This is a genomic window from Methylobacillus flagellatus KT (assembly GCF_000013705.1).
Classification (GTDB): Bacteria; Pseudomonadota; Gammaproteobacteria; order Burkholderiales; family Methylophilaceae; genus Methylobacillus; species Methylobacillus flagellatus.
Genome location: NC_007947.1, coordinates 1,743,475 through 1,769,342 on the forward strand (window position 1 = coordinate 1,743,475; position 25,868 = coordinate 1,769,342).

Genomic DNA, 25,868 nt, shown 5'->3' on the forward strand with positions numbered 1-25,868 from the left:
ACAGCTGTAATCCTTGATTAATTCATCATTACAGCCCCCCCTCAATTAAGAAAGCTCTAGCTCTAAATTTATTGCTTTAATGAGGGGCCAATCTGCAAGCCAAGGCAAGCATCATGCAGGAACAAACCGAGGCTTTTGAATCTCAATGGCGCGCTGAAATAGTATGGAAGCTCAAGCCGCTACCTTGCTGAATATGAGCCTGAATGACTCTTTCATGGGCTTTGGCATCAGCAACATCGGCTTCCGGAGCATGCTGGAGGGATTCAAGATATTGCATGGCAACCCTTGTACCCGCGGAGCAAGCAGCCTCAGCAGTTGAATAGGATGAGTCTTCTTTGGATGGCTCCAGGAAATCATCATCAACCAGAGCAACCCAAGTGTAGCTATGAAGACTATCAGGTTTGCAGATAATGGCGACTGAATGGCCCAAGTACTCAAAGTTTTCCATCATTCAACCCCTTGTAGAAAGAATGAATATCACAAAAAGTGATAAAAGTGATAATACCTCATTTTTTAGATTTGTTGTTGAGTTACAAATTAAAGAATATTCAATGAAAATATTGTGATATTTGTGAGATGAAAGGGTCAGGATCAAGGAATGATCAATATGGTTCAGCGCTTCCACGGGCATACTTGATCACACCCACCTATCAAGCCGTGAATGCAAACCCAGCACGTCATGGTTTTTTGCTAGAGCATGTTGCTTGTAATAGGTTAGAATGGCTGCTTGCTAGGGGTTGGATGGCTCAAAAATTCAAGCTGATCACAAGTCATATTGCACATCCCCAGTAATCTTCCCCCATGTTTTCGGTTGTCGTTTGACACATGCCTCAAAGCTGGCCGATATCACCCTAAATCGACATGCATTGAAAGAAATTCATTTATGCAAAGCACTATCAACCAAGATGAAATCAACATGCTACGCGCCGAGCTTGAAATCCTGATGAGAGAACGCCAGGCATTGTTGAAAGTGACTGGCGCCGCCGCAGGGTTGGTTGCTGAACTGGACAGCCACGATTTACCAGCAGGAACGGAAGAAGCAGCCGAACTGCTGGCAACCAACATCAACACGCTTCCGGAAGAAACATTGCAAGATGCCTTGAACTCGGTTCGGGCCGTGATTGCGGGCTAACCTTGCAATAACTCTTCGGGTAGTATCATCGCCTTTCTTTAAGTTTGGTCTTTTCCCATCAGTATTCCCTGCCATCACAGCTTACATTCACTCCTCATGCCCTATAACAATAGCTTCAACGCGCCTTCAGGGCAGATGAGGATAGCTACTAGTCACTGAAAGCAAGGCTTCCTCTCTGAGGCTTGACTCAAACCCTCCTATACAACAAACAATTGCATCACCAATAAAAACGGCACTCCGCTTGCCGACATTGCCGCCAAGCACCGCAGGTTGTACCATCACGGGTGGAGTGAACATTGGCGGCGCGATGAAAACAATAAAACGACCGCCCGGACTATGGACTACGATAACCCTGTGCAGCTTGCTGGCAACGGGATGCGGCTATCAGCAATACCAGGCTCATCCGCTTGTGGCAGCCCATGGACATGTCTCATTACGGGCGCACGATACGGGAGATAGCGGCTTTCTAGCCTATTTGCACGAGGAGGGCTATGACAGCCGTCCTGAGCAATGGGGCTGGCAAGAGCTGATGCTCTGCACGCTGTATTTTCATCCAGACCTTGATGTTGCCCGCGCCCAATTAAGCCGCGCCATAGCCGCCATTACCACTGCGGAACAGCGCCCCAACCCCAGTGTTTCTATTGCTGCAGGCCGCCGCAATGAGCCGGAGGTGCCAGAGGTTTATAGCCTACGCTTCAACATCCCAATCGAAACGGCCGGCAAGCGCCAGGCCAGGATAGATATGGCGTCCAACCTTTCTGAGAGTGCACGCCTCAATATTGCCCAGACGACGTGGAATCTTCGCTACCGGCTGCTTTCAAGCTGGATAGAGTTCAATGCCGCGCACCAGAACCTCACTATGCTGAAAGAAGAGGTGCAATTACGTAGTGAGATCGTTTCCATGCTTACACTGCGTTTGCAGGCCGGCATGATTTCAAGCGTAGAACTGAGTAACGCCAAACTGCAATGGCAGAAATCACAACAAGCCCTGGTCGAAGAGCAAGGCCGCATTGACGAACTCAAGACCCAGCTTGCCAGCAATGTGGGCCTGCCGCTTGACAAGTTTGAACAGCTGCCGTTGCAGCTACATGCCACCAGCCAGTTGTTCGAAATGCAGCGCGATCTTGATATTGCCAATCTCATTGATACCACAGCACAAGACGCTGCCCTGCTCAACCGGGTGGATATCCGGGCAGGGCTGGCAGCCTATGCTGCGAGCGAGGCGCGCCTGCGCCTGGAAATCGCACGACAGTATCCCGACATCCATCTGGGCCCCTCATATAACTATGAAGAGGGATTCCACATTTGGTCGCTAGGCATTACCAGTCTCCTGAACGTGCTCCATCGCAACCAGGGGCTGATTGCTGAAGCCAAAGCGTTGCGCGAAACGGAAGCAGCACAATTCGAAGCGTTGCAAGCCCGAGTCATCGCCACCATGGACAGTGCCCGGAGCCGGTACCGTTCTGCACTCCTGGCGCTTGAGCAAGCCAGAAGTTTGTACGACACCCAGCGAACCCAGACGGAGCAGGCCAGGCTGCGTTTCGAGCATGGCTTTGCCGATCGCCTGGAGCTTTCTACTTATCAACTTGAAAATGTGCTGGCCAGGCAGCGCTTCCTTGCCGCCGAATACCAGGTACAACGTGCGGCCGCCGCACTTGAGGACAGTATGCAATTGCCGTTGGAGAACCTCGACTCCTTGACATCGTCTTCACGCCGTCCTGCCCTCCACCACCCATTTGCCGAGGAAGCCGCTTCATGAGCAAGAAAGCTGTTGCCGTCATCATCGTCCAGGCCTGCATGATCGTGGTACTGCTCTGGCTGCTAGTGTTGTTCAGTAAGGATGAATTCGAGGCATTCAATGAAGAGGAGGAAATTGAAAGCCCTCATCGCATACATACTGAGGGGGGCATCAGCACCATCATATTGAGTATGGAAACCCAGCAGCAAAGCGATATCCGTACCGAAACGCTCACGCAAGCCAAGCATTTGCCAATACTAGAGGGCCTCGGCAGCGTGCTCAGCCTGGACGGGCTATTGAACCTACGCACCCAATACATGAAAGCCTTGGGCGACCTTGCCGTTGCCCAGGCATCCTTGGTCAACAGTAAGAATGATTATGAGCGCCTGTCACTGCTCAACCAGCATGACCGCAATATTTCAGACCGCATGCTGGTAGCAGCAGAGGCCTTGTACAAAAGCGACCTTGCCAAGCTGCAAGCACACGAGGCAGCGCTGGACAACCTACGGCACACAGCTCGCCAACAATGGGGAGAAACCTTGGGTCTAGGCATGCTGGAGCCTAAACCCAGTGCTGACATTCAAGCATTGCTCGAATACAGGCAGGTGCTGCTGCGCATCGTCCTGCCTCCGCAACAAGATAAACCCACTGCAAATTTGCAGGTGACCCCGGTAGGCAGCGGCATCTCCCCTATCACGGCTCACTTGCTTGCCTTGTCTCCACAAGCCGATCCTGTACTGCAAGGCAAAACCTATTTTTATACCGCCCCGGCCGCCAATCTACGCGCAGGCATGCGCCTCAGCACCCGGGAGCTGGACACGCAGAACATGATGACCGGCGTAGTGATCCCACAACAAGCTGTCGTCTGGTATGGCGGCAAGGCATGGGTGTACCGCAAACAAGACGTCGAGAAATTTGTGCGTGAACCCATCAGCACGGAAATCGAAAGTGACAATGGCTGGTTCAACCATGGCAAGCTCAGGCCTGGTGACACCATCGTGACCAGCGGTGCTCAATTGCTGCTCTCGGAAGAGCTCAAGTACCAGATCACCAACGAGAACGATGATTAGGAGCTGATACCCCATGATGTCGGCCCTGATCCGTTTTTCCATACGTCACAGCGGCGTGATGGTAGCACTGGCACTCATGCTGGTGGTCTATGGCGTCTACAAGACAGTACATAGCCCCCTCGATGTCTTTCCCGAGTTCGCCCCGACCCAGCTAGTCATCCAAACCGAATCTCCCGGCCTATCGGCCGAATTGGTCGAGTCGCTGGTTACCCAACCCTTGGAAAGTGGTATTGCAGGCACCGTCGGCATCACCAGCATACGCTCCCAGTCCATTCCCGGACTGTCCGTCATCACGGTGATCTTCGACGAATCCACCGATATCTACCGCAACCGACAGGTAGTCGCCGAACGGCTTTCCACGCTGAGCAACACGTTGCCTACAGGTATTGTCCCCAATATCACGCCACTGACCTCCTCCGCCAGCACGGTGCTTGGCATCGGGCTCACGTCGGACATCAGGACGCTCAGCGAACTGCGCACATTGGTGGACTGGACCATCAAGCCACATTTGATGTCCGTGCAGGGAGTGGCGGATGTCAATGTGTTTGGAGGCCAGGTCCGGCAGTTTCATATTCAAGTGGATCCTGCCAAGTTGGTGCGCTACAACGTGTCGCTGCAGCAAGTCGTGGATGCAGTCAGCCGCAGTACCGCCATCCGCGGCGCAGGCTTCATCGAGAACAATAACCAGCGCATCATCATCAATACAGAAGGCCAAGCCCTGGATCCACAGCAACTGGCGCGCACTGCCCTGCTACATTTAGCAGGCCAGACACTGCGCATCAGCGACATCGGCCAGGTCGTTGAGGGTGCAGCACCGTCTATCAGCGCCGCGGCCATCAATGGTCATGACGGGATATACCTGTCGATACAATCACAACTCGGGGCCAACACCAAGGGCGTCACACAGGCAGTGGAATCGGCTCTGGCAGAACTCGGACCCGTTCTGGATGCACGTGAGGTCACGCTGCATCCCGCATTGTTTCGGCCGGCCAACTTTATCGAGACTGCCATCGATAGTGTGCAGATTGACATCCTCATAGGTTCTGCTCTCGTCATCGGCATCTTGTTCCTGTTTCTGTTCAATGTCCGCGCCGCACTGATTTCCGCAACTGCGATCCCTCTCTCGCTCCTTGCCGCCATCCTGATACTCCAGCAATTTGGCATTGGCCTCAACATCATGCTACTGGGTGGCCTGGCCATTGCGCTCGGCGAGGTAGTGGACGATGCCATCATCGACTCGGAAAACATCTTTCGCCGCATTCGGGAAAACCGGCTGCTGCCAACGCCTGCACCGCTGCACCAGGTTGTGTTCCAGGCTTCCATGGAAGTACGCAGCTCAGTAGTGTATGCCACGTTCATCGTGGCACTGGTCTTTCTACCCCTCCTGATGATAGACGGCGTGGCCGGCAAGCTGTTTGCCCCATTGGGCCTAGCCTACATTGTGGCAATCATGGCTTCGCTGGTCATTGCGCTGACCGTGACGCCTGCTCTGTGTTATCTGCTACTTGGTCAATCCGCCAACCTGGAAACGGAGGACTCACCTATCATCCGCCTGATCAAGCGCCACTATGTGCGTTGCCTACGAGTGATCGAACAGCATTACAAAATCCTGATCGGCGCCACCTTGATGCTGATTGCCCTGGGCCTGACTACCTTGCCGCTGTTCAAGACCCAGTTTATCCCCAGCCTGCACGAAGGCCACTACATCATGCACATGACGGCCGTGCCCGGTACCTCGGAACAAGAATCCCTGCGTATCGGCAGGAAAGTCACCGAAGTGTTGCAGAGCATCGATGGGGTACGCTCGGTGGCTCAATGGGTAGGCCGTGCGCCAAACGCAGCAGACACCTTCGGCACCCATTACAGCGAGTTCGAAATCGAGATCGGCTCGCTTTCAGGCGCAGAACAACGACGCATCCTCGAAGAAATCCGGGAAAAGCTATCCGGCGTAGATGATGACGGGCCTGGTTATCCTGGATTCGTCGGGGTCAACTTTGCAATCAATACCTTCTTGACCGAACGCATCGAGGAAACAATTTCCGGTTATGCCGCCCCTCTGGTCGTCAACATTTACGGGCGAGACCTCGACGGGCTAAACCGCGATGCAGCAGCAGTGGCCACAGCATTGGCCGACACCCCGGGAGCCACCGATGTCACGATTCAATCTCCACCGGGCACTCCCGAGCTGGTCATCAGGCTGCTGCCGGAAAAACTGCTGCAATTCGGACTGCATCCGAGCGACGTGTTGGATACCATCCGCATTGCCTATGAAAGTATGCCGGTGAACCAGGTCTACCATGGCAATCGCATCATTGGCGTAGCAGTAGTGCTTGCGCCCGACGCGAGGCAAAATATCCAGCAGGTAGGCAACCTGCCCTTGCGCAACATTGAAGGCCGCATGCTCCAGCTCAAGGATGTGGCGGATATCCGCCAGGAAAACGGACCGTCGAAAATCCTGCACCAAGGTGCAAAGCGCATCCAGACCATCACGGCTAACGTCAAGGAAGGCGACATCCAGGCCTTTTATGAGCGCGCGCGGCATAAGATCGATACCGACGTGACCCTATCCCCTGGCAACTATCTCGCATTCAGCGGCGAAGCCCAGGCCGGCAGCCAGGCAAGCCGGGAGCTCATCGCCCACTCATTGCTAGCGCTCGGCGGCATATTCCTGCTGCTTTATATCGCGCTTGGCAACCTGCGTAACCTGCTGCTGACCTTTTTCAACCTGCCATTTGCCTTGATTGGCGGTATCTTTGCCGCCGTCATGGCCGGAGGCTGGATATCAATCGGCTCCATGGTAGGATTCGTCACTTTGTTCGGCATCACCTTGCGCAATTCCATCATGCTGATTTCTCATTATCAGCACCTGATCGACCATGAGGGCTTGGAATGGAACCTGGATACTGCCATTCGCGGTGCATCGGAGCGGCTGCCCTCCATCCTCATGACGGCGCTCGTCACCGGCCTGGGATTATTGCCCCTCGCCATCGGCAGCGGAGAACCAGGTCGCGAGATCGAAGGTCCCATGGCCACCATCATTGTCGGCGGGCTGGTCACCTCCACCTTGCTCAACCTGCTCATCATGCCTGCCATCATGCTGCATCTGGGACGCTTCGAAAAGAAGCCTGTGTATATGCAGGCGCCGGTGGCCTGAAGGTTGGGATTCTCTGTAAAATAGCCGCATGGAATCGGCAAGAAAATGGATTCTGCTGGCGTTACTGTGGTCTACGCCGCTCGCTGCGGCCCCTGCTCCCTGGTATCTCTGGCAAAGCAAGCTGGATGGCCAGCTGGTTTGCCTGCAGACTTCACCTGGCCCAGGCTGGACTTTAGCCAAAGGGCCATTCAAGGATAACGACTGCCGCCATAGAAGCGGCTGACACAATACTCATCAAGGATTTTTCATGGCTTGGCTCACCCTATTCGTTGCGGGCTTGTTCGAAATCGTGTGGGCGGTAGGCCTCAAATATAGTCACGGCTTCACGCGATTCTGGCCTAGCCTCGGCACCATCGTCGCCATGGCGCTCAGTGTGGTGCTGCTGAGCCTGGCGATGCGCTCCCTGCCAATGGGAACTGCCTATGCCATCTGGGTAGGGATTGGGGCTGTGGGCACCGTGATCATGGGCATTTTCCTGTTCAACGAACCGACCAGCCTCGTTCGCTTGTTCAGTGTGGCCCTCATCATTGTCGGTATCATTGGACTCAAGCTGGCAACACCATAGTATTGAAGTCATCACCGGATCAATGCTTGCGTACTGCCCGAGTTCACATCGTCAAGGATGACAGTGACACCGTCAATATTGATGCCAAGCAACTGTAATAATGGGTCGAGAATTGACCCGGTCACGACTGCCAACAGGGGAACGACCAATGTTCTCACGATGGGATCCAGTATTCCGCCCAAATCAAGGCCTAGCACCTTAATATCGAGGCTTCCCGCCTGAGCAAATCCGGCCAGGCTACGCCCTAGTCCACTATAGCTATTCAATTCCATGGGCAAGCTTGCTTTGGCAGGATGTTCTACCGAGAAGGTCATGGTACTGGGGGCAGCTTGTGCGATTGGCACATTCAAGCCAATTTCTGCCAGAGGTATCAATCCCAATAAAAGATTCACCTTGGCCGGTGCTTCATTTTCACTATTGGTCAACCTCAATGCGGCAAGTCCGGGGTATGCATTGACAACGACTTGCGTTCTTCCTGGCCCTGAAGGCTTGATCTCCATCAGCTCTGCCCGACCAGTCCCAACATCGAGACTGAGCCGAAGGTCAATGGAGGCAAGCAACACATTAACCTTAATAATGGTTTCTGTCCGGACTTGCGCTGTCCTGGCTATCGTACATGCGGCGCTGCTCATGCCGCCTGCAGGGGGGCCGATCACCAACTGCGGAGGCTCTATAATCCTGATTCTGGTTAAAACCTCAGCCAACCCCGGCAGGCTGACAGCCAAAGGCAGGTCAATGAAATTGTTACCATTGGCAACAAAAGCAGCTGTCGTAATGAGATTCAGGAGGTTGACTTGAGTGCTTGCCACCGCATTAGGGTCTGGATTGGATATTTTCACGACATCCCCCAGCCTCAAGTCCAGGGAATTTACTGTGCGCGTAGCCAAGTACCCCAAGCTCTCAACGACAGAACCCAGGCCAGGGTCAGACGCACTGCCTTGCCGATCCACTGTTGTCTGCAGCAGCGTGAAGAAATCTCCTAGTGAGATATTCGCATTCAACAGTTCCGACACTGATCCAACATTGGGGCTCGCGTTCACCAAATCAAGCAAATGAATGTTGGTTCTCAAAAGCCCATCATATGAAAGTAAGCGGACGTCAGCCCCCAAAATACTTCCCAGCAAATTGTTCAATAAGTTGACATTTGCAATCGTGGAACCAACACGAAACATGGCATAGGGCGTACGCACAGCCCCCACAGCTTCCGTCCGCAACACAATCCTTTGATTGAATATTCCGCCCGCAAACAAGCTGGAAGGCACTTCCTGCGTTGCCAGGACACGCACTGCACTGCGTTCGTTATTCGCAGCGAATGTACGTATGCCATCACTATCTGTATGGTACCCACCCAATTGCACTGCATTGGGAGCTGCAAGCAAATTCCCCTGATACCCATTGGCTGCAGCAGCTGCCTGTGCCGCTGCCTTGTATGCCTCACTGCTGTTATTCTGTGCACATCCGCCCACTTGCCCGCCGGCTGCAATGGCCGCCATGTCGGCAATGTTCTGGAGCTTGCGCTTCTCCATCCATAGGCGCCCACTATCGACGGCGACAGCCACGAACAGCACCGCCATCAGGAGCGTCAGAACACCGAACAGGCCAATAGCGCCTTGCTGTTTTTTTTTGGTGTTTTTATGCATCGCCCATCATCATTGACGGCTGAACTGGCCTGGGTCAAAGCGTTCGGGAATAGGCCGCGTAAAGCTTTCAAGATACCTTTTATGGATATTTTCCATGACAGGACCTGAAAGATGCTGTTTGTTCAAGGATGCCTGGCTGCCTTGTCGTTGCAGCTCCAGCCATTGTTCTGCCTGCGTCAGGGGCTTTCCCTCGGAATCCAGGTTGTCCACCTCCGCCAAAGCATTTATAGAGAGTATGCTCACGGATAACAGGACGATTAATTGTCGTTTCACCATCATTGCACTGCCTCCAATCTGGGACTCAAAATGCCAGTACATAGCTGGGTATTGCCATAGCAACCACCCAATGAGAATTGCTGACGCTGGTTGACCTTGAATGCAGGCAGGCCGCTGGCTTGGCGAATTTCCTGCAGATACTGTTCTGCGATGCTGAAGTCTTTTGCAAGCTGTGTGGCACGTTCGTCCTGGCCCGTCTTGTACATCAGCATAATGAGGTTATGGATGGCGAGCCGATTATTACCATCCAGCTCGATCGCGGTAAGCAGTTCGCTCAGCGCTGCCTGATGGTCGCCGTACATCATCAGCGCATAGCCATAATCCCCCCTGACCTTGCTATCCACAGGCATCATCCTGCTCGCCACTTTAAGGAAGCCAATGGCAGTCTCGTGCTGCTCCTGCATTTCAGCCAGCAAGCCCAATCCCTGATATGCCAGGCCCCCGACGCAGCTCGAGATCAATTGCTGGTACAACTCTCCCGCCTGTTCAAACTGTGCCGTCTGGCGCAAGGCATGGGCACGGTACAAACGGGCTACAGGCAAATCCAGCTTTGCCGCATCCAGAAATGCCAGTGCAGCATAGGCCTTGCCTTCGGCGAGCACCTTGGCAATCATTTCCAGTTGCGTTCTGTCTTCCTGTGTCATTTCCGCACAGCCACGTTTCCCGTCTTTCTGTTCTTTGCCGTCCGCCAGTACAGGCAATGCTGGCAATGAAAGGCCAGCAATGCACAATACGGTGATCCATCGATATATTTTCATTTCCTACCCCTGTCCGCTCAATGCCTTGCCCAAGCCGATAAAGCCCGGCCCTGCAATAAAAATCATCAATGCCGGGAACATAAAGATCATCATGACGATGGTCATTTTCGCCGACAGCTTGCTGACGCGCTCACGCAAATGGGAGAACTGGCGCTCTTCAATCAGAGCGGCATAACGCATGATGGAGTCGCGCACATTCCCCCCCTGCTGCGCCACCTGTTTCAACATCGCCACCGCTTCGCTCAACTCCGGGATATCCAGCATTTGGCTCATGCTCATCAAGGCCTTTCCCTGGTCTTGCCCGGCCCTGATCCTGGCGAGCACACGCTCAAGCTCTTGCGCAAGATGGGGCATGATGTCGCTAGCCTGCTCCACCATGATGCGCAACGAATGCTCCAGCGAAAGGCCTGAATCAAACAGCATGACCAGCATATACAGGAAAGTCGTGATTTCCTTGCTGATCATCTTGCGCCGGCGGGCGGCCAGCCAGCGCAATAGATAGCGGATACCGACATAGAACAGGGCAAATCCGAACAAGGCCGATGCCAGGCAGTGAAACAGGTCTTGTCCCTGCACCAGATTGACCAATAATGTGCCCACCGCTGTCAGCACCGGCCCGATACGTATGACAGCGTTGAACACGACACGGGCCTTGCCTTTGTATCCAGCCTGCACCAATAGCTTGAGAATCTCCGGATCCTTGCTGGAGGGCAAAATGGAAAGCCGCTCAATGACATGTTCGATTCCGCGGGCGGGAGAAGGCAGGTTAAGCCTGCGCTTGCGACCAAATATCTCATCGAACCGTGCATGGGCATCATACCGAATACTCTTCGAGAACTCCGCTACCAGCAACAGCACGCTGCCCGCCAACAGGCCCAATACACTGATCACCACCCAGGCATTCATGATGACTCCTAGATGCTCTTCATCATGCGCCAGAAAATCAGGACGCCAACAACCTGCATCGCCAATGCGGCCTTGAATATCAATGCGCCGGATGGATCATTCAACATCATGTCGATGTAGCCAGGATTAGCTATAAACATATAGCCCACGATCAGCAAGGGAGTCAGTGACAATACCCAGGCGGTCATCTTGGTTTCTCCGGTCATGGCTGCCAATTCACGCTGAGCCTGTTCCTGCTGGCGTATCATCTGCACAATGCTTTTCAGCATCTCCTGTGGCGAGCTTCCGTAATTGCTGCTGATCCGGATTGCCAGGGCAATCAACCCGAGCTCCTTGATATGGTGCAACTCTGCAGCCTTTTGCATGGCATCGGCGAAACCCGCGCCAAGGTCGGTCGCGCGCACCACACGATCCAGCACTGCGCGCAACGGCATCTGCATATCTTCCGTGACACTGCGCACGGCTCCTTCCACACTCTTGCCAGTGGACAGCGCCCGCGATACCTGGTCAATGAACAGCGGGATTTGTGTGACGATGATGCGCTGGCGGCGCTGCAACCGGATATAAGGAATGACCACCAGGAAAATGGCAGTGAGCACCACAATGCACAGTCCAGCCTGCCATGCCTCCATATAGCTATTGGCGAATGCAAACAGGAGTAATAGCCCTGCTCCAAAGGCTACGGTATGCCATGCTGCCAGCTCAAACCCGTAAATGACCGAGAAACGCAGCTTGGCACGTGAGGCCCAGCTTTTATCCCGAGCAGGCAACAAGTTTTCTATCTGTCCAAAATAAGGCAGAGCCTGCTCGAAATTAACACGGGCTTTTGCCTGGAGCTGCTTTTGCCTGCTGGCAGACCACAACAGCAGACCTAGTGCCATGAGCACGATACACACTGACAGCAATATCCATCTATTCATGACTCCTCCTAGCTGAAGGCAAGCGCTCCGCGTAGCTTGGGGTTGCTCGGAGTGACTTGCAGGCTGACAAACTGCTCCTGCTCAACCTGATAGCTGAACAGTTCATTGGTCACAAACCGGTCATCCCGCAAGCCGACCACCTCGACAATCGAGGTGATGCGCCGGCGTCCGTCCGGCATACGGGTAACCTGCACAATCAGCTCTATCGCTGCTGCAATCATCTTGCGCAAAGTGGCTTCGGCTCCCTGGAATCCTGCAAGGCCAGCCAAGGTCTCCAGACGCAGCAAAGCATCTGATGGATTATTGGCATGCACAGTGCTCATGCATCCTTCGTGCCCCGTATTCATCGCCTGCAGCATATCCATCACCTCCTTGCTGCGCACCTCGCCCAGGATGATGCGGTCCGGGCGCATGCGCAGCGCATTGCGCACCAAGTCATGTGCGGATACCTCCCCCACCCCGTCGAGATTGTGTGGCCGGGTTTCCAGACGAACCACATGGTCATGCTCCAGCCTCAGTTCGGCGGCATCCTCGATCGTGACGATACGTTCGCCAGGAGGAATCGAGCGGCTCATGAAATTCAGCAATGTGGTCTTGCCCGCCCCGGTACCGCCGCTGATGATGGTGTTGACACGCCTCTGGGCGGCATTGGTAAGAAAGCTCAGCATCTGCGAGTTCAATGTGCCGTACGCCAGGAGGTCATTACCAAGGATGGGCGTCTTGCGGAACTTGCGGATGGACATGCAAGGTCCGTTCAATGCCAGAGGCGGAATAATGACATTTAGGCGGCTACCATCCGGCAGGCGCGCATCAACAGTGGGGCTGGCCTCGTCCACTCGGCGGCCCAGTGGCGAGAGAATGCGGCGTATCACGCGCAACACATGCTCATCATCAATGAAGCGCAATTGGCTCTTCTCGAGCCTGCCCTTGCGCTCGACAAAAATATCACGGGCACCATTCACGAGAATATCGTTGATGCTGTCATCCTTGATCAGTGTTTCCAAGGGGCCGAATCCAGCCAGCTCATCCACCATTTCCTCGGTCAGCTTCTCCAACTCGTAGGCACTGACCACGAGCTGTTTCTCGGCCACATAGCGGTAGACCTTGCTATTGACATAGGTCATCATCTGCTGGCGCGACATGTTGGCAAGATCGGCTCGATCCTGCTCGATCTCCGCGATCAAATAGCTGTGCAGCAGGAGCTTGGTGTCTTGCGACTGCTCCACGGCCTTGAGGTCCAGCCGGTATTCAGAGAGTCTCATGATTGCAACTTGGACCTAGAGAGGTGCCAATCGCTGAACAAGCGTTGCAAGCTGGCGACCAGCCCTTGCTTGCGGGAGAATTTTGCCTTGTCGTCCTGCAGGGCTTGCGCGATCTCACGTATCTTGGTTGCATATTGGCTTTTAGAGCTCAACTCAAATATGCTGTCGCCGGTGTTAACCGAAGAAAGGCGAATCATTCCCGAGGGCGGAAGCAGACCCAGGAGCGGCAAGTCAAAGGAGCTGGCAATGTTGTCGGCATCCGGAAGCAGGCGCGGAAGATAGTGATCCAGCACCAGGCCGGTATTCTGCAATTCCAGGTTCTGTGCGCGTAAGGCACGCAGCAACTCGTAGTTGCGTTTGCAGCTCGGCACACTCTGCTCTGCCACGAGAATGGTGCGATCTACGGCAGACAGCAATAACTGCAGAAAATCCACGCGCGTCACCCCGCCTAGGTTGATCACTACCTGAGAAAAATGCTTTCTCAACGTGCGCAATACCGTATAGATATCGGCAGGTGAAATCTGAAAATCGTCTCCAGGCTCCTCCGGCATGGATAGTACCGACAGCCCGGAACCATGACGCGCGAACCCGGTATCAATCAGGGTGGCATCCACCCGCGCCAGGTTGCGCATCACGTCCACGAAACTGTATTTTCCTTGCATGCCCATGAATAACAGGCTATCCGCATGCGGAATGCCCAGGTCTACCAGAAGCGTAGACTCGGTTTCCTGCATTGCCTGGGCCAAGTGGATGGCCAGCATGGTCGTATCCGGGCCGGGCCGGGCATTGATGACGGCCGTAATCTTACCTGACGAAGGTTGCGGCGCTGACTGCTCACGCCTGATGGTGTTGCGCAGGCTGTAACGGCCCAGAATGGCAAGCAACTCGTTTTCCTTGCTGCCAACACGGATGAAATCCCTGGCACCGGCACGCATGATCGTGAGGAGTAGTTGTCCATCCGCCGTATCGGCCATGGCAAGCACCGGCAGGTCAGGCCGGGTGGCGCTGATTTCTTCGATAAAGGCGATTTCCTGCAAGAATGCCGGCGACAAAGCGACCTCCTGACGGAAATCCTGCGAGCGCATATGCAACAGCACTGCGTTGATGTCTACGGCATCTACCAACTGCATCACCTTGTGGATATCTTGCTCCTCCACGAAGATGAATTTGCTGGAGTGATCGGAAATGTTCCTGAGCCAGCGTATGCATTCATCACCATTGCTGACCACAATGTAATTTCGGCTATCGTGCATTAGCGTGACATCCCTGTTGAGCTTGGTTTCGGATAAGCATCACGCGAGAGGAAAAACTCGCTGAATGACGGCTTGTAGTGTTTGAGCTCACTCCCAGGCAGGGCCGGCAATTCGGCATTGCGGGCAATCGGGCGGACCAGGCGCGGCGTCACGACCATCAGCAGCTCCTTATCCTCGCGGTCGAAACGCTTGGAGCTGAAGAAAGCGCCGATGATTGGGATGTTGCCCAGCCCAGGCACTTTGTCTATGTTGTTGATGGTATTGCGGCTCACCATGCCGCTGATCACGAAGCTTTCCCCGTTGCCTAGCGACACGCTGGTTTCCGTGCGCCTGACCTTGAGCCCGGGCACCGCCACGCCGCCGGTTTGCACCGCATTGGCAAAATCCAGTTCGCTGACTTCGGGCGCCACTTTGAGAAAAATACGCTCGCCACTGAGAATGGTCGGCGTCAGCATCAGCCTGACACCATATTCCTTGTAACGGATCGTGATCGCACTATCGGAGCCGCCCCCTGTACGGATGGGGACAGGAAACTCGCCCCCGGCGAGAAAGGTGGCAGTCTGGCCCGAGATGGCAGATAAGGAAGGCTCTGCGAGGGTATAGGCAAAACCATTGCCCTCCAGAATACTGAGTGTCCCCAATAGGCCAGAACCATGGTTACCGAATACGACATTAAAAGCATTCAAGACCGGCAGGAACCCAGAAGTGCTCGAAAAATCGAAACCGCCACTGCCAGCTTCGACTCCTGAAAATGAGTTTGGCGAGGCTACGATACCGAAACCATCCCTGCTAGCGCTATTGTTTTTCCCCATCAGGAAACCAAATCGCATCGCATTCTGCCTGCTGACTTCCACCACCTTGATGTCGATCTGCACATGGCTATCAAACTCGCTGCTCGTCACATCCAAGGCACCCTGCCGTTCTTTCTGCAAGGATTCCAGCGCCCTGGCATGTTCTTCGAGCGAGCGGGCCTCCCCTGATAAGGCAAGGCCGTTCCCTGCAGCTTCAACCTGCAAACCTGCGGCATCAGCCGCCTTCAGGCCTTGACCCTCCAGCGCGAGCGAAGGCGTCACGCTGACCTGCAATACCCTGCTGGGCTGAACTGACTGGCTATCCCACAGGCTGATTTCAGTGGCGCCCACTGCCTTGGGCACGATCATCATGGTTTTAGGGCTCGTCAGCGTGACCGCCAGCACTTCCGGATTGGCGACGGCGACACGCTGCAGTGTAACGGTGTGCTCGTAGAGCCGTTGCTGCCCCATGCTGACCATTATTTCCTCGGCCTGGAGCCATTGACCGAAAAAGAGTAAGCCAAGCCCGGCGATGCAGGTCAATATTCCCCGTGAATTGAATGCAGCCATTTACTGTCCCCCGAAGCTGACTGTTTCCGTCTTATCACCGGCGTGGACAATGACGTTGACCACACCGGCATTTTTCTTGGTTGGCGCCGCCTTTACGACCTTGGGCAGCGAAGGCGCCTTGACTGGTTGCTGCGACCCGGTGATTTCCGATAACCGCACCAAGTCGCTGGATTTTTTTGCAACATCCGGGCTGGCGCCCCGCAAGGACAAGCGCAAGGTGCCGCCACTGGCAGCCAGCATCAGGCGTGAGACATCTTCCTCCTTGACGGCAATGACAGCAGAATGTCCGCTCAATGCTTGAGGCTTGCTGGTACTGCCATTGTCAGCAAGCATCGAAGCAGGTCCGGGGGAGACATTTGAGGAGGAGACATTCTGCTGCAGAGCATCACCGTAACTGATCACGCGTACATCCCTGAGGATGGACTGCGCAGAACTATCCGTGGTCATACCGTTACTACTGTTGATATATACCAGCACATCAACATGATCGCCGGGCTGGATAAACCCGCCTACACCAACGACTTCATCGACCTTGATGGCAACACCGCGCTCACCATGCTTGAGCAATTGCGCGGCCGGACCGCGCTGCGCAAAGTGGCTGGACAGGATGGGAGCGTTTTTCTCTATGCTGCTCTCCACCATGCGCCCCACCAAGTCCGTTGTAGCACTATAAGCCAATGGATTCTGGCTCTCGCTCTCCTCCAAGGCCAAGTCTTCCGGCAACAATACATGCCCGGCCGGAATATCCTGGCGTGCCACCACCAGAGGATAGAGCACCGCAGGTAAGGGAGCTGGCGCCTGGATTTCGGGCTGATGACCTGCCCGAATGCCATACCAACCCACCAATACCGCCCCGATAAATAAAAGGATTGCTGTGATCCTTAATGCATTTCCGCTCATTATTATGATGATCCGCTCTTGAAATCAGCGGTAACGCCAGACTCAGGCTAAATTAATGCTGGCATTACCTTGTAAGTTCAGTGGCATGGGCAGCATCGGCCCATAGCCAGGAATATTCAGGATGGGGATGACCGGATTGGTGATGTAATTGGGGTATACCACCCGCACCGTCACGCTATTGCCCGCCATATCCACCATGACATTGCTGTTACCATCGCCCAACACACGTTCCCGGATGTTGTCCGGCAACCATGCCAATGTATTGCCTACCGTGCCCCTCACCCTTGCCGTGATGGCAGTGCCCACATTACTCGATGTCATTGGATCCACGGCAATAGCAGAACGTGCGCCTTCAGAGGCTGCATAGATGAAAGAGGATTGCAGGAGAAACACGATGGCATAAGTCACCAAGGCGTAAAACAAGGTGAAGAACAACATAAATAACATGGCAAACTCGATCGCCGCTGCGCCAGATTGCCTACGCTTTGGTACATGTCTGTTCAGTATGTCTGTTATAGATGCCATGAATCCATCCTCCACATGTCCGGAAACAGGACGACAATACCCATCGCCAACGCCAGCGCCGCCCCGAACGGGATATAGCGCCGGTTGTTGCTTTCCCTGCTGACCGCTGCCCAGCCTGAAGTACTCAATTGCGGGCTCAACTGCCACCAGACCAACAATGCCGCCAATACACCCAGCGATGCCAGCACAAAGGTCGCCACTACCACTTTCACTCCGCACAGCACAGCAATCGCCGCCAGCAATTTCACGTCCCCACCACCCAATGTTCTGGTGGCATAGCCGGGAATCGTTAGAAGAAAAGATACGGCCAAACCCCAAAAGGCAGAAGATATGGGTTGACCGTAGTAAAAGACTTGCCCGGCTACCGACATATAGCCGAGGCCAAAGATCAATGCTCCCAAACTGAGCAGATTGGGAATGCGTCGCTGGGAGAAATCATAATAAGCCAGCGATCCCGCCCAGATACAGAGCATGATTAGCATTTGTTAGCCCCCGGAAGATGGACCAGCAGCTGTAGTAAGAGCATTACTAATGTTAGTAAAAATTGTGGTCACTGCTTGACGCACATTTCCAGACAATCCTGCGATTACGACAGCCACCATGGCCGCAATCAAGGCATATTCAATGCCGCTCGCACCCTCTTCGTCCAAGTAAAGATTCACAAGCCACTGTTTCATCGTTGCAAACATGTCCATCTCTCCTTTTAACTACTCACTCAACTTATGCCGGGCAATTTTTCATTGCCACTGAAGCACAGTATACACATTTTGATAAATACAGTAAATATGAAAAATATGAAAATCTTACTTTGTCTATCGGCGGTCTCTGATTTTTCTTTAGGGCAAAATAAAAAAAACGGCCAGGACAAATCTCCTGGCCGTTCATGTGAGTTGAAGAAAAACTTAAGATCGAATCTACAAATCAGTCGTACTTGATATATTTGAAGCGGGCGTCGTCGTTGGGCGTGCCCTCCAGCGCACCCTGCTCTTTGGCAGGTTGCCACTGGATCACGGATTCTATCTTGCGAGCGAGCTCCCAATCCTTGTCGGTAATGCCTTTGGCACTATGGGTGCACAGCTTGACGATGACGAACGCGTATGACACAGTCAGGTCGGGATGGTGCCAGGCAGCCTCGGCGAGGTGCCCGACGGTATTGACCACCATTAGGGTAGCCTTCCAGCCGCTGGTCCTGTATTTGCGGCGTATCCAGCCATCTTCGTAATACCAGTGTGGCAACTCGGCCTCTATCCTGGCTTGGATTTCTGTTTCACTATAAGTACGCTCCGCATCGCTCATGCTGGCCTCCTTTAATTCCACGAACAACGCACCGGCAAACCTACACGCATCAGTTCTTCTTCCCTGAAGCCCTCGTTGAATGCTACACAGTCCTGACGGCCAACCACCCAGGTGTTGAACGACTGCCCGGCAATGTGATCCCCGAAAGCCTCATCGACAAACCCTTCCTTGGTCAGCTTTTCCAACGACACTTGCTGATCCGCATCGGGGCGCGAGGATTTCACAAGAATCAGGTGTTCGGCATTGAGCTTGGCGGCGAGATAAGCCGCCAAGCTGTCCGACGTGATCCCCCAATTCATGGGAATGGACTCGTCGGCGCAAATCATTTCGCTGGGCAGCCAGACGATGCCGCGATGTTGCCAGCCACGCTCGGCAATTTCCAGTTCGCTCCTGGCGGTAACCAGGCGCGGACTCAAGCCGGTCATCAGGACGCCGTACTGGTCCATGGCCATGACCGCCATGCGATGAGCGGTCGCATCATCGACGCCGCTGCTGAGCTGGGCATCGCGTACCGCATCGGCAAAAATGCCACCGCCTGGCACAATCAGCACCTTACCATCTCCGTGGCGAGCCACGACGTCAAGCCAAAGATTGAGCTCGGACGAACCCAGCAGACTGCCTCCCAGTTTAATTACCCACATCTTGGTCACCCCGAAAATGTTCAACGAGTTTCAGCATGGTTGATGCCTTGTCCCAGGTTTCGCGATATTCTTTATCCGCTTCCGAATCCGCTACGATACCACCTCCAGCCCAGAAACGGATTTCCCTGTGAGAATAAACTGCCGTACGAATGGCAATATTGGTATCCATATTGCCGTCAAACCCGATATATCCAATGGCGCCGCAGTAGATACCGCGCCGGTGCGGCTCGAGCTCTTCGATGATTTCCATGGCTCTGAGCTTGGGTGCCCCTGTGATGGAACCACCGGGAAATGCGCCGCGCAATAGATCAACAGCCTCAAATTGATCGGCCAGCTTCCCGGTCACGGCGCTGACCAGATGGTGCACATTGGCATAGCTTTCCAGCACGAACAGGCGGTCGGCTCTGACGGAACCGATCGCGCAACTCTTGCCGATATCGTTGCGCAGCAAGTCCACGATCATGAGATTCTCAGCCCTGTCTTTAAGGCTGCTTTTCAGGTCGGCTGCCTGGCGCTCATCTTCATCGGCATCAGATGAGCGAGGCCGGGTGCCTTTGATCGGACGGGTTTCCACATGACGGCCGGTGACCTGAAGAAAGCGCTCCGGCGAATCTGAGAGCACCTGCAAGCCGGGCAGGTTCATGAATGCCATGAATGGCGCCGGTCCGATGCTGCGCAAGTATTGATAGGCCTGCCAGGCGTCACCACTGGCCGCTGCGCTAAACCGTTGCGCCAGGTTCACCTGGTAGCAATCACCTTCGTGGATATAACGCTGGATGCGTTCAAACGCATGTTGATAGCTTGCAGCATCAAAATTCGAGCGCACTGGTGTTTCAATAGCAAAGCTACTGGCCTGCTGCGTGAAATGTCCGTCAAACAATGCGCATAGCGACTTCCAGCCAGCTTTGCGCTCTTCGGCAATGGCACAGCATACCAGCCAGGCTTGCTGTTTCTCGTGATCGACAATGACAGCCCAGTCATAGATGCCGACCATCATCTCCGGAATGTGTTCGCCATCCTGCGCCAGATTGGGCAGGGATTCGATATGCCGTGCCAGGTCATAGCCAAAATATCCGACTGCCCCGCCAGTAAAAGGTAGATCCGACTGCAGTCGCGGATATTGCTGCAACGCCTGCTTCAACAGAAAAAACGGATCTTCACGTGACGCTTGCACCCCTTCTTGGCCACGCACCTCTGTCACGCCCGCATGGGTGGTGAATGTCATCACAGGATCGGCGACCATGATATCGTAACGCCCGTATTCGTTGCCGGGGCGACCGCTATCAAGGTATATGGCCCAGGGGCGTTGCGCTATTTTCGCAAACAGGGGAGCACTATCAACCTGGTAGGGAAGCTCGTGCCTCAGCATGCGCGCTCCTGACTGTTGGCAGTAATGCCAAGGTTGGCAACAGCATAAGCAGGCAAACATACACCCGCCCAATTCCTGGCCTGATCCGATTCCGCCTTCAGCAAGGAGCTGGCTGCCAGGAACTCGTGGCCTAGCTGCTGTGCCAGCTCTCGCACCAAGAACACACCTGCCCCGGCGCCAATGAATGGTGCCCCGGGCCGGACCACATTGCGCGAAAGGTTACATAGGACAGCATCCCGCAATATAGCGAGCTGCTGCTGCCTGAACGCCTGCGCCAAGTGCACCCAAGCTGTCTTGTCCGCATCGTCTGCATCTCGCCCCACCATTCTTGCCAAACGTCTGCAAGTCTCGTCCATGCTCTTGCCTGCACCGTCTGCAGTCGCTGCCATATCTTCAGCTGGGTCCAATTCACCGGTCAGTCGGTAGACATCGGCCGTGGTGGCAAAATGTTCAGCCGCCACGTTTTGCCATTGTCCGGCAAAAGGGATGCGCGAAGCCAATGCCATGAGGGAAGTACGCGCTACGCCGGTATACACCAACTCTTCATGCTGCATGCGCTCCGCATCGGTCTGCCCGCGATTGACAGGGCGACCATCATGCAGCAGGACAAAATCTGCAGTGGTACTACCAATATCGATGAACAGGCCCTGCTGCAGCTTAGTGGCAACAAAGGCAGCACTTGCCAGCCAATTGGCCGACGCAATCGCATTGGCATGCTGCTGCACCTGGGCCAGTGGCACAAACCCGCTCGCACCTGCAAAGAAACATAGTTCCGATCCCAACATGGCATGTGTTCGCAAGGCAATTTCCCAGACACCGCTTGCCCGGTCTGGGAAAATATCCGCGAGCTCACCCGTCATGGTCACGCTGTGCTTGGCACCACCAGGCCCACCGAGCTCAGCAAGTGCCAGATCGATTGCGGCATCCAGTCTATCCATGCCTTGCCACAAAGGACATGGAACCTGGATGACCTTGACAGCAATGCCATCCGGACGCACGAGGGCTACTTTCAGGTTGGCGCCACCAATATCCCAACCGAGATAATGTTGGGGGGAAGAGGTTGTTTCAGTCATTCAGCTTGATTTCAATTCGGTTGCGCTGCAAACCAGACGGCAGCTTGAAGTCCTCATTATAAAACAAGTCCAGCAGCAACCGCGCCGGGTTATAGTGAATGGCAGCCTGGAGCCCGGCAAAAGAAGTCGTCAATCTAGGATTTACTTCCAGGACATGCAAACAGCCATCATTGCCGATGATCAAATCCACGCCCACATAACCAAAGAGCCCTGGTATGGCAGCGGCAACCTGGCGAGCAAGTTCGTCAAAATCCGTCCATCGTTCGGCAGTACCATTCACGATCCCACCGCAATAGCGTATCCTGCCCTGCTCAACCTCAACCAGTTGCTGGTTACACGCCAATAGCCACGCCTCGCCGCCCCGGCAAAGCATGGTCAGACTTGCCGGCAATCCTTGCACATAAGGCTGGACAATATGACCTGCCGGGATATTCTGCAGCCAGCTTTCCAGCGCATCAGCATCATGGAAATACCTTGCGTTGTCGCAGCTCACACCATCATCGGGTTTAACCACCCAGGCACTTCCTGAATCAGGGCGATGGGGGGCCTGCATCGTTTCCACAACCGGCACGCCCGCGCCATGCAGCTGCCTATACGTTTGCCACTTGCTTCCAGCCATGCGTACGGCTTCGCTTGCGCTTGTAAGCAAAACTTTACCGGAGGCCTCCACCGCCTCTGTCAATTGCTGCAATACGCCCGCACTTTCAGGCGCAACCAGCCACACCATGTCTGCCGCTGCCATCAACGACATCCATATTTGCCAGGGCTCATCGTCATCGTTCAGTACATGACACTGCGACGCATGGGTTGGCATTGGCAAGCGCGGATCATGTGCCAGAAGAATATCCACGCCCGGAACACCATCCATGGCGTCCAGCATGGCATCACGCATCAAGATAGCCTCCTGCGCCAGCGATACCGGGATTGGCTCACGGTATAATCCGCCTGCAGTAATGTATTCAAGTACTAGAATTCGCATTGTAGTTGGTAACCGAGGCATGGAAAAAGGAGTGTTGGTGCAAGTCATACCCGTAATTGATCTGATGAATGGTGCCGTGGTGCATGCGCGTCAAGGCAATCGCGCACATTACCAGCCGATTGTGTCCAATCTTTGCAATGGCAGTGAGGCGCAAGAGATTGTGGGTGCATTGCTGGGATTATACCCATTCCCCGCCCTCTACATTGCCGATTTGGACGCCATACAATGCCGCAACGACCATCGCACTCTCATCCATACCCTGCTTTCCAAGCACCCCACCCTCGAAATCTGGGTTGATGCTGGCATCAATTCAGTTGCGAAGGTGCAGCGATGGCAACATCCTCGCCTGCGTCCCGTGCTCGGCACTGAGAGCATTCCCAGCATTGCAACTTGGCACCTGCTTGCAGGAGCATGCGAAGGCAGGCACATTCTATCCTTGGACTTCACTACAGCAGGGTATCAGGGCCCTTCTGAATTATTGCAGGAGGCCAGGCATTGGCCTCAGCACGTGATCATCATGTCCCTGCCTCACGTCGGTAGCCATGCCGGCCCAGACATGGACAAGCTCACTCACTTCCGCGCCCTCTCTCCCAAGCACCACCTATATGCTGCAGGCGGCATACGTGACGCGAGCGACCTGCAGTTATTGCGCAAGCGCGGCATTAAGGGTGCATTGGTTGCCAGCGCATTGCATAACGGCAACTTGGAAAAATCCATGTTGCAGTCAATACTGGCTTCTTAAAACAAAACGCCCTGATATCGAAATATCAGGGCGTTTATGTCGTATTCGGTACCGTGGTAGCAGTACCGAACCTTCCAGGCTAAAGGATTACTTAGCTTGGAATGGGTGAGCAGATTCCTTGTAGCTCTTCAGTACGTCAGCAACCTTGGGCTCACGTGCAACAGCATTCTTGATCGCTTGCTTGGTAGCTTGGTAGTTCCATTCCTGGATGCGGTCATCCATATCCGCGCGGCTGTCGATAAACACACCTACGGAAATGAATACATCATCAGCTTCCTCTTGTGGAATGGTGCCATCGGCAACACAATCCATCACCGCCATCGCCACGCCGCGCTGTGCAGGGCCAAACATCTGAACAGCTTGCTTGCCGTTCTTGATGGTCACCTTGTTGAACATCACTGTAGCAGGCTTCACCATCAGGTTAGGGGCAACGATAGCCAACAAGCCGTTCACGCCTTCCTTCTGGTCTGTCAGGGTGCGGCAGAAAGCATCTTCCGCAGCACTACCACGAGGCCCAATAATCAGATCGATGTGAGCTACGTTCAGCAGGTCCAGGCCACTGCCATCAGGACGATTATCAACAACAAGAGCTTCACCTACTAAAACGCGATCAATAACTGCCATTTCATTCTCCAATATAAAGTTTCCGTAGAAACACGTCGACATTGCCGGGTTAGCTATGCCATCCAACTGCCTTACGTCTGTTTAACGTCAAGCTTGAAATTTTGCAAATATTATACATAGTTTATGAAAACTATGTGAAATGCCATGCAAATAATTTGCTTCCATACAAAATCGGTATTCGCCGCTGTTGATGATCTATGCATCCAGCCGGGCATGAGCATATGCATGGCAACGGTCAATTAGTGTGATATTTGTGGCAGAAGTTCGCGCCACATCGAAAATCAGTCAATAAAAAAACCCGGCAGCTTACGCAGATCCGGGTTTCCACCTGAATAAGAAGCTTTATCTGTCGTTATTCAAGATTGGCGTGAATTGCACGCATGCCTTCTTCTGTCAGGCCTTTTTGATCTATCAACTTGGCAATCGTAGCTTCCAGGAACCAGAGCGTAGACAGCTCGAAAATAGTGCCCATAGGCATGCCATGTGTCTTGTCGAATGCATGCGCATCGTTGCCACCGATCGGCACCACTAGGTCTGCCAGCTCCGCCATTGGGGACTGCGCCTTCATGGAGATCACGATGACCTTTGCGCCCTGGCTCTTGGCCTTCCTGACCAAGGGCATCAGGGTTTCCGTGCTTCCCGAACCGGAGATCACAATGAAAAGGTCGCCAGCCTGGATGCTCGGAGTGACAACCTCACCCACCATGCTGACTTGATAGCCTGCATGGACGAGACGCATGGCGAAGAAGCGGGAAACCAGCAGGGAACGACCAGCACCACCAAGGAAGGTACGACCGGCAGCATCCACCATGCTCAGGATCTTGTCATCATAGCCTTCTGCTGTGTTATTGATTACATTGGTCAGCTTGTTGACCACGAGCTCTTGATATTTATTCATAGCACTCACCTTAATTAAACGATGATGAAATTCCATTAGGCCACAATAAAAAATCCACCAACTTAGCTCCGGGAGCTATGTATGGTGGATTTTTCCAGCTTGGCTTAAGCGAAAGATTACTTAGCCAGAGCAGTGATTTCAGCAGCAGCAGCAGCTGGATCAGCAGCACCGTAGATAGCAGCGCCAGCAACGATGATGGTAGCGCCAGCATCCTTGACTTGCTTAACGGTAGCAGGCTTCACACCACCAGCAACGGATACTTCCAGACCCAGGTTGAGGCCGGTAACAGTTGCCAGATCGGCAAATGGAGTTTGACCAGCGGCTTGTTGATCCAAGCCAGTGTGAACGCCGATGATGTGTGCGCCCAGCTTGGCCACTTCCTTAGTACGTTCAGCTTTGTCAGCAACGTTGATCAGGTCGACTTGAGCCTTCTTGCCGTACTTGTTGGCGGCATCGATTACGCCCTTGATAGTACCCAGATCAGCTACGCCCAGAACGGTAGTGATGTCGGCACCAGCCTTGAAGAATGGCTCGGCTTCGTAGAAGCCAGCATCCATGGTCTTCAGGTCAACCAGGATCTTGTTGTTAGGAAACTTTGCGCGCAAAGTTTCCAGCAACTTGATACCGTTGTGCTTGATACATGGTGTACCGATTTCGAGAATGTCAACGTGCGGAGCTACCTTCTCAGCCAGCGCCACGGTTGCGTCGAAATCCAGTGAATCTAATGCCATTTGTGTCAATGCCACGATACTTCCTCCAAAAGGGTTACGAATTGAGTACTACTAA

Annotated in this window: 27 protein-coding genes; 6 read left to right on the top strand and 21 right to left on the bottom strand. The window is 54.0% G+C overall.

What is annotated here, in order from left to right:
- Positions 1-142: 142 nt before the first annotated feature.
- Positions 143-451: a hypothetical protein gene (locus MFLA_RS14580; RefSeq protein ID WP_195741981.1), complete on the bottom strand. Its 309-nt coding sequence runs from the start codon at positions 449-451 to the stop codon at positions 143-145.
- 432 nt (positions 452-883) lie between these two features.
- Here MFLA_RS14580 and MFLA_RS08350 point away from each other — a divergent pair, with 432 nt between their 5' ends.
- The 5 genes from MFLA_RS08350 to sugE all read left to right on the top strand — a co-directional run bounded on the left by MFLA_RS08350 (position 884) and on the right by sugE (position 7,659).
- A complete protein-coding gene (locus MFLA_RS08350; protein WP_011479851.1) occupies positions 884-1,132 on the top strand; it encodes a hypothetical protein in 249 nt (82 codons plus the stop codon).
- 307 nt (positions 1,133-1,439) lie between these two features.
- Complete coding sequence (locus tag MFLA_RS08355) at positions 1,440-2,891, top strand: TolC family protein (RefSeq protein WP_011479852.1); 1,452 nt, start codon at positions 1,440-1,442, stop codon at positions 2,889-2,891.
- Positions 2,888-3,940, top strand: a complete 1,053-nt coding sequence (locus tag MFLA_RS08360) for an efflux RND transporter periplasmic adaptor subunit (protein WP_011479853.1) — start codon at positions 2,888-2,890, stop codon at positions 3,938-3,940. Before MFLA_RS08355 ends, MFLA_RS08360 begins: the two co-directional genes overlap by 4 nt.
- A gap of 13 nt (positions 3,941-3,953) precedes the next feature.
- Complete coding sequence (locus MFLA_RS08365) at positions 3,954-7,094, top strand: efflux RND transporter permease subunit (protein WP_011479854.1); 3,141 nt, start codon at positions 3,954-3,956, stop codon at positions 7,092-7,094.
- A gap of 247 nt (positions 7,095-7,341) precedes the next feature.
- Positions 7,342-7,659, top strand: coding sequence for a quaternary ammonium compound efflux SMR transporter SugE (sugE, locus tag MFLA_RS08370; RefSeq protein ID WP_011479856.1), 318 nt, complete (start codon positions 7,342-7,344; stop codon positions 7,657-7,659).
- Between the two features lie 11 nt (positions 7,660-7,670).
- Here the strand turns inward: sugE and MFLA_RS08375 are convergent, their stop codons facing one another.
- The 17 genes from MFLA_RS08375 to MFLA_RS08455 all read right to left on the bottom strand — a co-directional run bounded on the left by MFLA_RS08375 (position 7,671) and on the right by MFLA_RS08455 (position 22,818).
- Positions 7,671-9,299, bottom strand: a complete 1,629-nt coding sequence (locus tag MFLA_RS08375) for a TadG family pilus assembly protein (protein ID WP_011479857.1) — start codon at positions 9,297-9,299, stop codon at positions 7,671-7,673.
- A gap of 9 nt (positions 9,300-9,308) precedes the next feature.
- Complete coding sequence (locus MFLA_RS08380; protein WP_052286274.1) at positions 9,309-9,578, bottom strand: DUF3613 domain-containing protein; 270 nt, start codon at positions 9,576-9,578, stop codon at positions 9,309-9,311.
- On the bottom strand, positions 9,575-10,333 hold the full coding sequence (locus tag MFLA_RS08385) for a hypothetical protein (RefSeq protein WP_011479859.1): 759 nt from the start codon (positions 10,331-10,333) through the stop codon (positions 9,575-9,577). The genes MFLA_RS08380 and MFLA_RS08385 overlap by 4 nt, the downstream gene beginning before the upstream one ends.
- Before the next feature lie 3 nt (positions 10,334-10,336).
- The gene (locus tag MFLA_RS08390; RefSeq protein ID WP_011479860.1) at positions 10,337-11,239 is read right to left on the bottom strand and encodes a type II secretion system F family protein; all 903 of its coding nucleotides are present in this window, start codon (positions 11,237-11,239) and stop codon (positions 10,337-10,339) included.
- 8 nt (positions 11,240-11,247) lie between these two features.
- Complete coding sequence (locus tag MFLA_RS08395; RefSeq protein ID WP_011479861.1) at positions 11,248-12,159, bottom strand: type II secretion system F family protein; 912 nt, start codon at positions 12,157-12,159, stop codon at positions 11,248-11,250.
- An 8-nt stretch (positions 12,160-12,167) separates the two neighbouring features.
- Entirely contained in the window at positions 12,168-13,421 is a 1,254-nt protein-coding gene (locus MFLA_RS08400) for a CpaF family protein (protein WP_011479862.1), read from the bottom strand.
- Entirely contained in the window at positions 13,418-14,674 is a 1,257-nt protein-coding gene (locus MFLA_RS08405) for an AAA family ATPase (protein WP_011479863.1), read from the bottom strand. Before MFLA_RS08405 ends, MFLA_RS08400 begins: the two co-directional genes overlap by 4 nt.
- Positions 14,674-16,035, bottom strand: coding sequence for a type II and III secretion system protein family protein (locus MFLA_RS08410; RefSeq protein WP_011479864.1), 1,362 nt, complete (start codon positions 16,033-16,035; stop codon positions 14,674-14,676). Before MFLA_RS08410 ends, MFLA_RS08405 begins: the two co-directional genes overlap by 1 nt.
- Positions 16,036-16,935: a Flp pilus assembly protein CpaB gene (cpaB, locus tag MFLA_RS08415; RefSeq protein ID WP_011479865.1), complete on the bottom strand. Its 900-nt coding sequence runs from the start codon at positions 16,933-16,935 to the stop codon at positions 16,036-16,038. It abuts the gene before it with no gap.
- A gap of 42 nt (positions 16,936-16,977) precedes the next feature.
- A complete protein-coding gene (locus MFLA_RS08420; protein WP_011479866.1) occupies positions 16,978-17,460 on the bottom strand; it encodes a TadE/TadG family type IV pilus assembly protein in 483 nt (160 codons plus the stop codon).
- The gene (locus MFLA_RS08425; protein ID WP_048811650.1) at positions 17,448-17,933 is read right to left on the bottom strand and encodes an A24 family peptidase; all 486 of its coding nucleotides are present in this window, start codon (positions 17,931-17,933) and stop codon (positions 17,448-17,450) included. Before MFLA_RS08425 ends, MFLA_RS08420 begins: the two co-directional genes overlap by 13 nt.
- A 12-nt stretch (positions 17,934-17,945) precedes the next feature.
- Complete coding sequence (locus tag MFLA_RS08430; RefSeq protein WP_229407036.1) at positions 17,946-18,149, bottom strand: Flp family type IVb pilin; 204 nt, start codon at positions 18,147-18,149, stop codon at positions 17,946-17,948.
- 232 nt (positions 18,150-18,381) lie between these two features.
- Complete coding sequence (locus MFLA_RS08435; RefSeq protein WP_011479868.1) at positions 18,382-18,756, bottom strand: 4a-hydroxytetrahydrobiopterin dehydratase; 375 nt, start codon at positions 18,754-18,756, stop codon at positions 18,382-18,384.
- An 11-nt stretch (positions 18,757-18,767) separates the two neighbouring features.
- Positions 18,768-19,397, bottom strand: coding sequence for a uridylate kinase (locus MFLA_RS08440; RefSeq protein ID WP_011479869.1), 630 nt, complete (start codon positions 19,395-19,397; stop codon positions 18,768-18,770).
- Entirely contained in the window at positions 19,384-20,766 is a 1,383-nt protein-coding gene (gene pabB, locus MFLA_RS08445) for an aminodeoxychorismate synthase component I (protein ID WP_011479870.1), read from the bottom strand. The genes MFLA_RS08440 and pabB overlap by 14 nt, the downstream gene beginning before the upstream one ends.
- Positions 20,760-21,839 (bottom strand): hydantoinase/oxoprolinase family protein, encoded by a 1,080-nt coding sequence (locus MFLA_RS08450; protein WP_011479871.1) that lies wholly within the window; start codon positions 21,837-21,839, stop codon positions 20,760-20,762. The genes pabB and MFLA_RS08450 overlap by 7 nt, the downstream gene beginning before the upstream one ends.
- Complete coding sequence (locus MFLA_RS08455) at positions 21,832-22,818, bottom strand: ATP-grasp domain-containing protein (RefSeq protein ID WP_195741982.1); 987 nt, start codon at positions 22,816-22,818, stop codon at positions 21,832-21,834. The genes MFLA_RS08450 and MFLA_RS08455 overlap by 8 nt, the downstream gene beginning before the upstream one ends.
- Before the next feature lie 37 nt (positions 22,819-22,855).
- On the opposite strand from MFLA_RS08455, the gene MFLA_RS08460 reads away from it, so the two are divergent.
- Positions 22,856-23,560: a HisA/HisF-related TIM barrel protein gene (locus tag MFLA_RS08460; protein WP_011479873.1), complete on the top strand. Its 705-nt coding sequence runs from the start codon at positions 22,856-22,858 to the stop codon at positions 23,558-23,560.
- An 87-nt stretch (positions 23,561-23,647) separates the two neighbouring features.
- On the opposite strand, the gene fae is transcribed toward MFLA_RS08460, so the two are convergent.
- From fae to hxlA, 3 genes are all read right to left on the bottom strand, one after another.
- Positions 23,648-24,184, bottom strand: coding sequence for a formaldehyde-activating enzyme (fae, locus tag MFLA_RS08465; protein ID WP_011479874.1), 537 nt, complete (start codon positions 24,182-24,184; stop codon positions 23,648-23,650).
- Between the two features lie 352 nt (positions 24,185-24,536).
- The gene (gene hxlB, locus MFLA_RS08470) at positions 24,537-25,082 is read right to left on the bottom strand and encodes a 6-phospho-3-hexuloisomerase (RefSeq protein ID WP_011479875.1); all 546 of its coding nucleotides are present in this window, start codon (positions 25,080-25,082) and stop codon (positions 24,537-24,539) included.
- Positions 25,083-25,198: 116 nt separating this feature from the next.
- Positions 25,199-25,828 (bottom strand): 3-hexulose-6-phosphate synthase, encoded by a 630-nt coding sequence (hxlA, locus tag MFLA_RS08475; RefSeq protein WP_011479876.1) that lies wholly within the window; start codon positions 25,826-25,828, stop codon positions 25,199-25,201.
- Positions 25,829-25,868: the final 40 nt, after the last annotated feature.

What these genes read in the sequence shown, in the direction of transcription:
- MFLA_RS14580 (WP_195741981.1), bottom strand. Translation starts at nt 451, where the DNA reads ATGATGGAAAACTTTGAGTACTTGGGCCATTCAGTCGCCATTATCTGC.
- MFLA_RS08350 (WP_011479851.1), top strand. Translation starts at nt 884, where the DNA reads ATGCAAAGCACTATCAACCAAGATGAAATCAACATGCTACGCGCCGAG.
- MFLA_RS08355 (WP_011479852.1), top strand. Translation starts at nt 1,440, where the DNA reads ATGAAAACAATAAAACGACCGCCCGGACTATGGACTACGATAACCCTG.
- MFLA_RS08360 (WP_011479853.1), top strand. Translation starts at nt 2,888, where the DNA reads ATGAGCAAGAAAGCTGTTGCCGTCATCATCGTCCAGGCCTGCATGATC.
- MFLA_RS08365 (WP_011479854.1), top strand. Translation starts at nt 3,954, where the DNA reads ATGATGTCGGCCCTGATCCGTTTTTCCATACGTCACAGCGGCGTGATG.
- sugE (WP_011479856.1), top strand. Translation starts at nt 7,342, where the DNA reads ATGGCTTGGCTCACCCTATTCGTTGCGGGCTTGTTCGAAATCGTGTGG.
- MFLA_RS08375 (WP_011479857.1), bottom strand. Translation starts at nt 9,299, where the DNA reads ATGCATAAAAACACCAAAAAAAAACAGCAAGGCGCTATTGGCCTGTTC.
- MFLA_RS08380 (WP_052286274.1), bottom strand. Translation starts at nt 9,578, where the DNA reads ATGATGGTGAAACGACAATTAATCGTCCTGTTATCCGTGAGCATACTC.
- MFLA_RS08385 (WP_011479859.1), bottom strand. Translation starts at nt 10,333, where the DNA reads ATGAAAATATATCGATGGATCACCGTATTGTGCATTGCTGGCCTTTCA.
- MFLA_RS08390 (WP_011479860.1), bottom strand. Translation starts at nt 11,239, where the DNA reads ATGAATGCCTGGGTGGTGATCAGTGTATTGGGCCTGTTGGCGGGCAGC.
- MFLA_RS08395 (WP_011479861.1), bottom strand. Translation starts at nt 12,159, where the DNA reads ATGAATAGATGGATATTGCTGTCAGTGTGTATCGTGCTCATGGCACTA.
- MFLA_RS08400 (WP_011479862.1), bottom strand. Translation starts at nt 13,421, where the DNA reads ATGAGACTCTCTGAATACCGGCTGGACCTCAAGGCCGTGGAGCAGTCG.
- MFLA_RS08405 (WP_011479863.1), bottom strand. Translation starts at nt 14,674, where the DNA reads ATGCACGATAGCCGAAATTACATTGTGGTCAGCAATGGTGATGAATGC.
- MFLA_RS08410 (WP_011479864.1), bottom strand. Translation starts at nt 16,035, where the DNA reads ATGGCTGCATTCAATTCACGGGGAATATTGACCTGCATCGCCGGGCTT.
- cpaB (WP_011479865.1), bottom strand. Translation starts at nt 16,935, where the DNA reads ATGAGCGGAAATGCATTAAGGATCACAGCAATCCTTTTATTTATCGGG.
- MFLA_RS08420 (WP_011479866.1), bottom strand. Translation starts at nt 17,460, where the DNA reads ATGGCATCTATAACAGACATACTGAACAGACATGTACCAAAGCGTAGG.
- MFLA_RS08425 (WP_048811650.1), bottom strand. Translation starts at nt 17,933, where the DNA reads ATGCTCTGTATCTGGGCGGGATCGCTGGCTTATTATGATTTCTCCCAG.
- MFLA_RS08430 (WP_229407036.1), bottom strand. Translation starts at nt 18,149, where the DNA reads ATGTTTGCAACGATGAAACAGTGGCTTGTGAATCTTTACTTGGACGAA.
- MFLA_RS08435 (WP_011479868.1), bottom strand. Translation starts at nt 18,756, where the DNA reads ATGAGCGATGCGGAGCGTACTTATAGTGAAACAGAAATCCAAGCCAGG.
- MFLA_RS08440 (WP_011479869.1), bottom strand. Translation starts at nt 19,397, where the DNA reads ATGTGGGTAATTAAACTGGGAGGCAGTCTGCTGGGTTCGTCCGAGCTC.
- pabB (WP_011479870.1), bottom strand. Translation starts at nt 20,766, where the DNA reads ATGCTGAGGCACGAGCTTCCCTACCAGGTTGATAGTGCTCCCCTGTTT.
- MFLA_RS08450 (WP_011479871.1), bottom strand. Translation starts at nt 21,839, where the DNA reads ATGACTGAAACAACCTCTTCCCCCCAACATTATCTCGGTTGGGATATT.
- MFLA_RS08455 (WP_195741982.1), bottom strand. Translation starts at nt 22,818, where the DNA reads ATGCGAATTCTAGTACTTGAATACATTACTGCAGGCGGATTATACCGT.
- fae (WP_011479874.1), bottom strand. Translation starts at nt 24,184, where the DNA reads ATGGCAGTTATTGATCGCGTTTTAGTAGGTGAAGCTCTTGTTGTTGAT.
- hxlB (WP_011479875.1), bottom strand. Translation starts at nt 25,082, where the DNA reads ATGAATAAATATCAAGAGCTCGTGGTCAACAAGCTGACCAATGTAATC.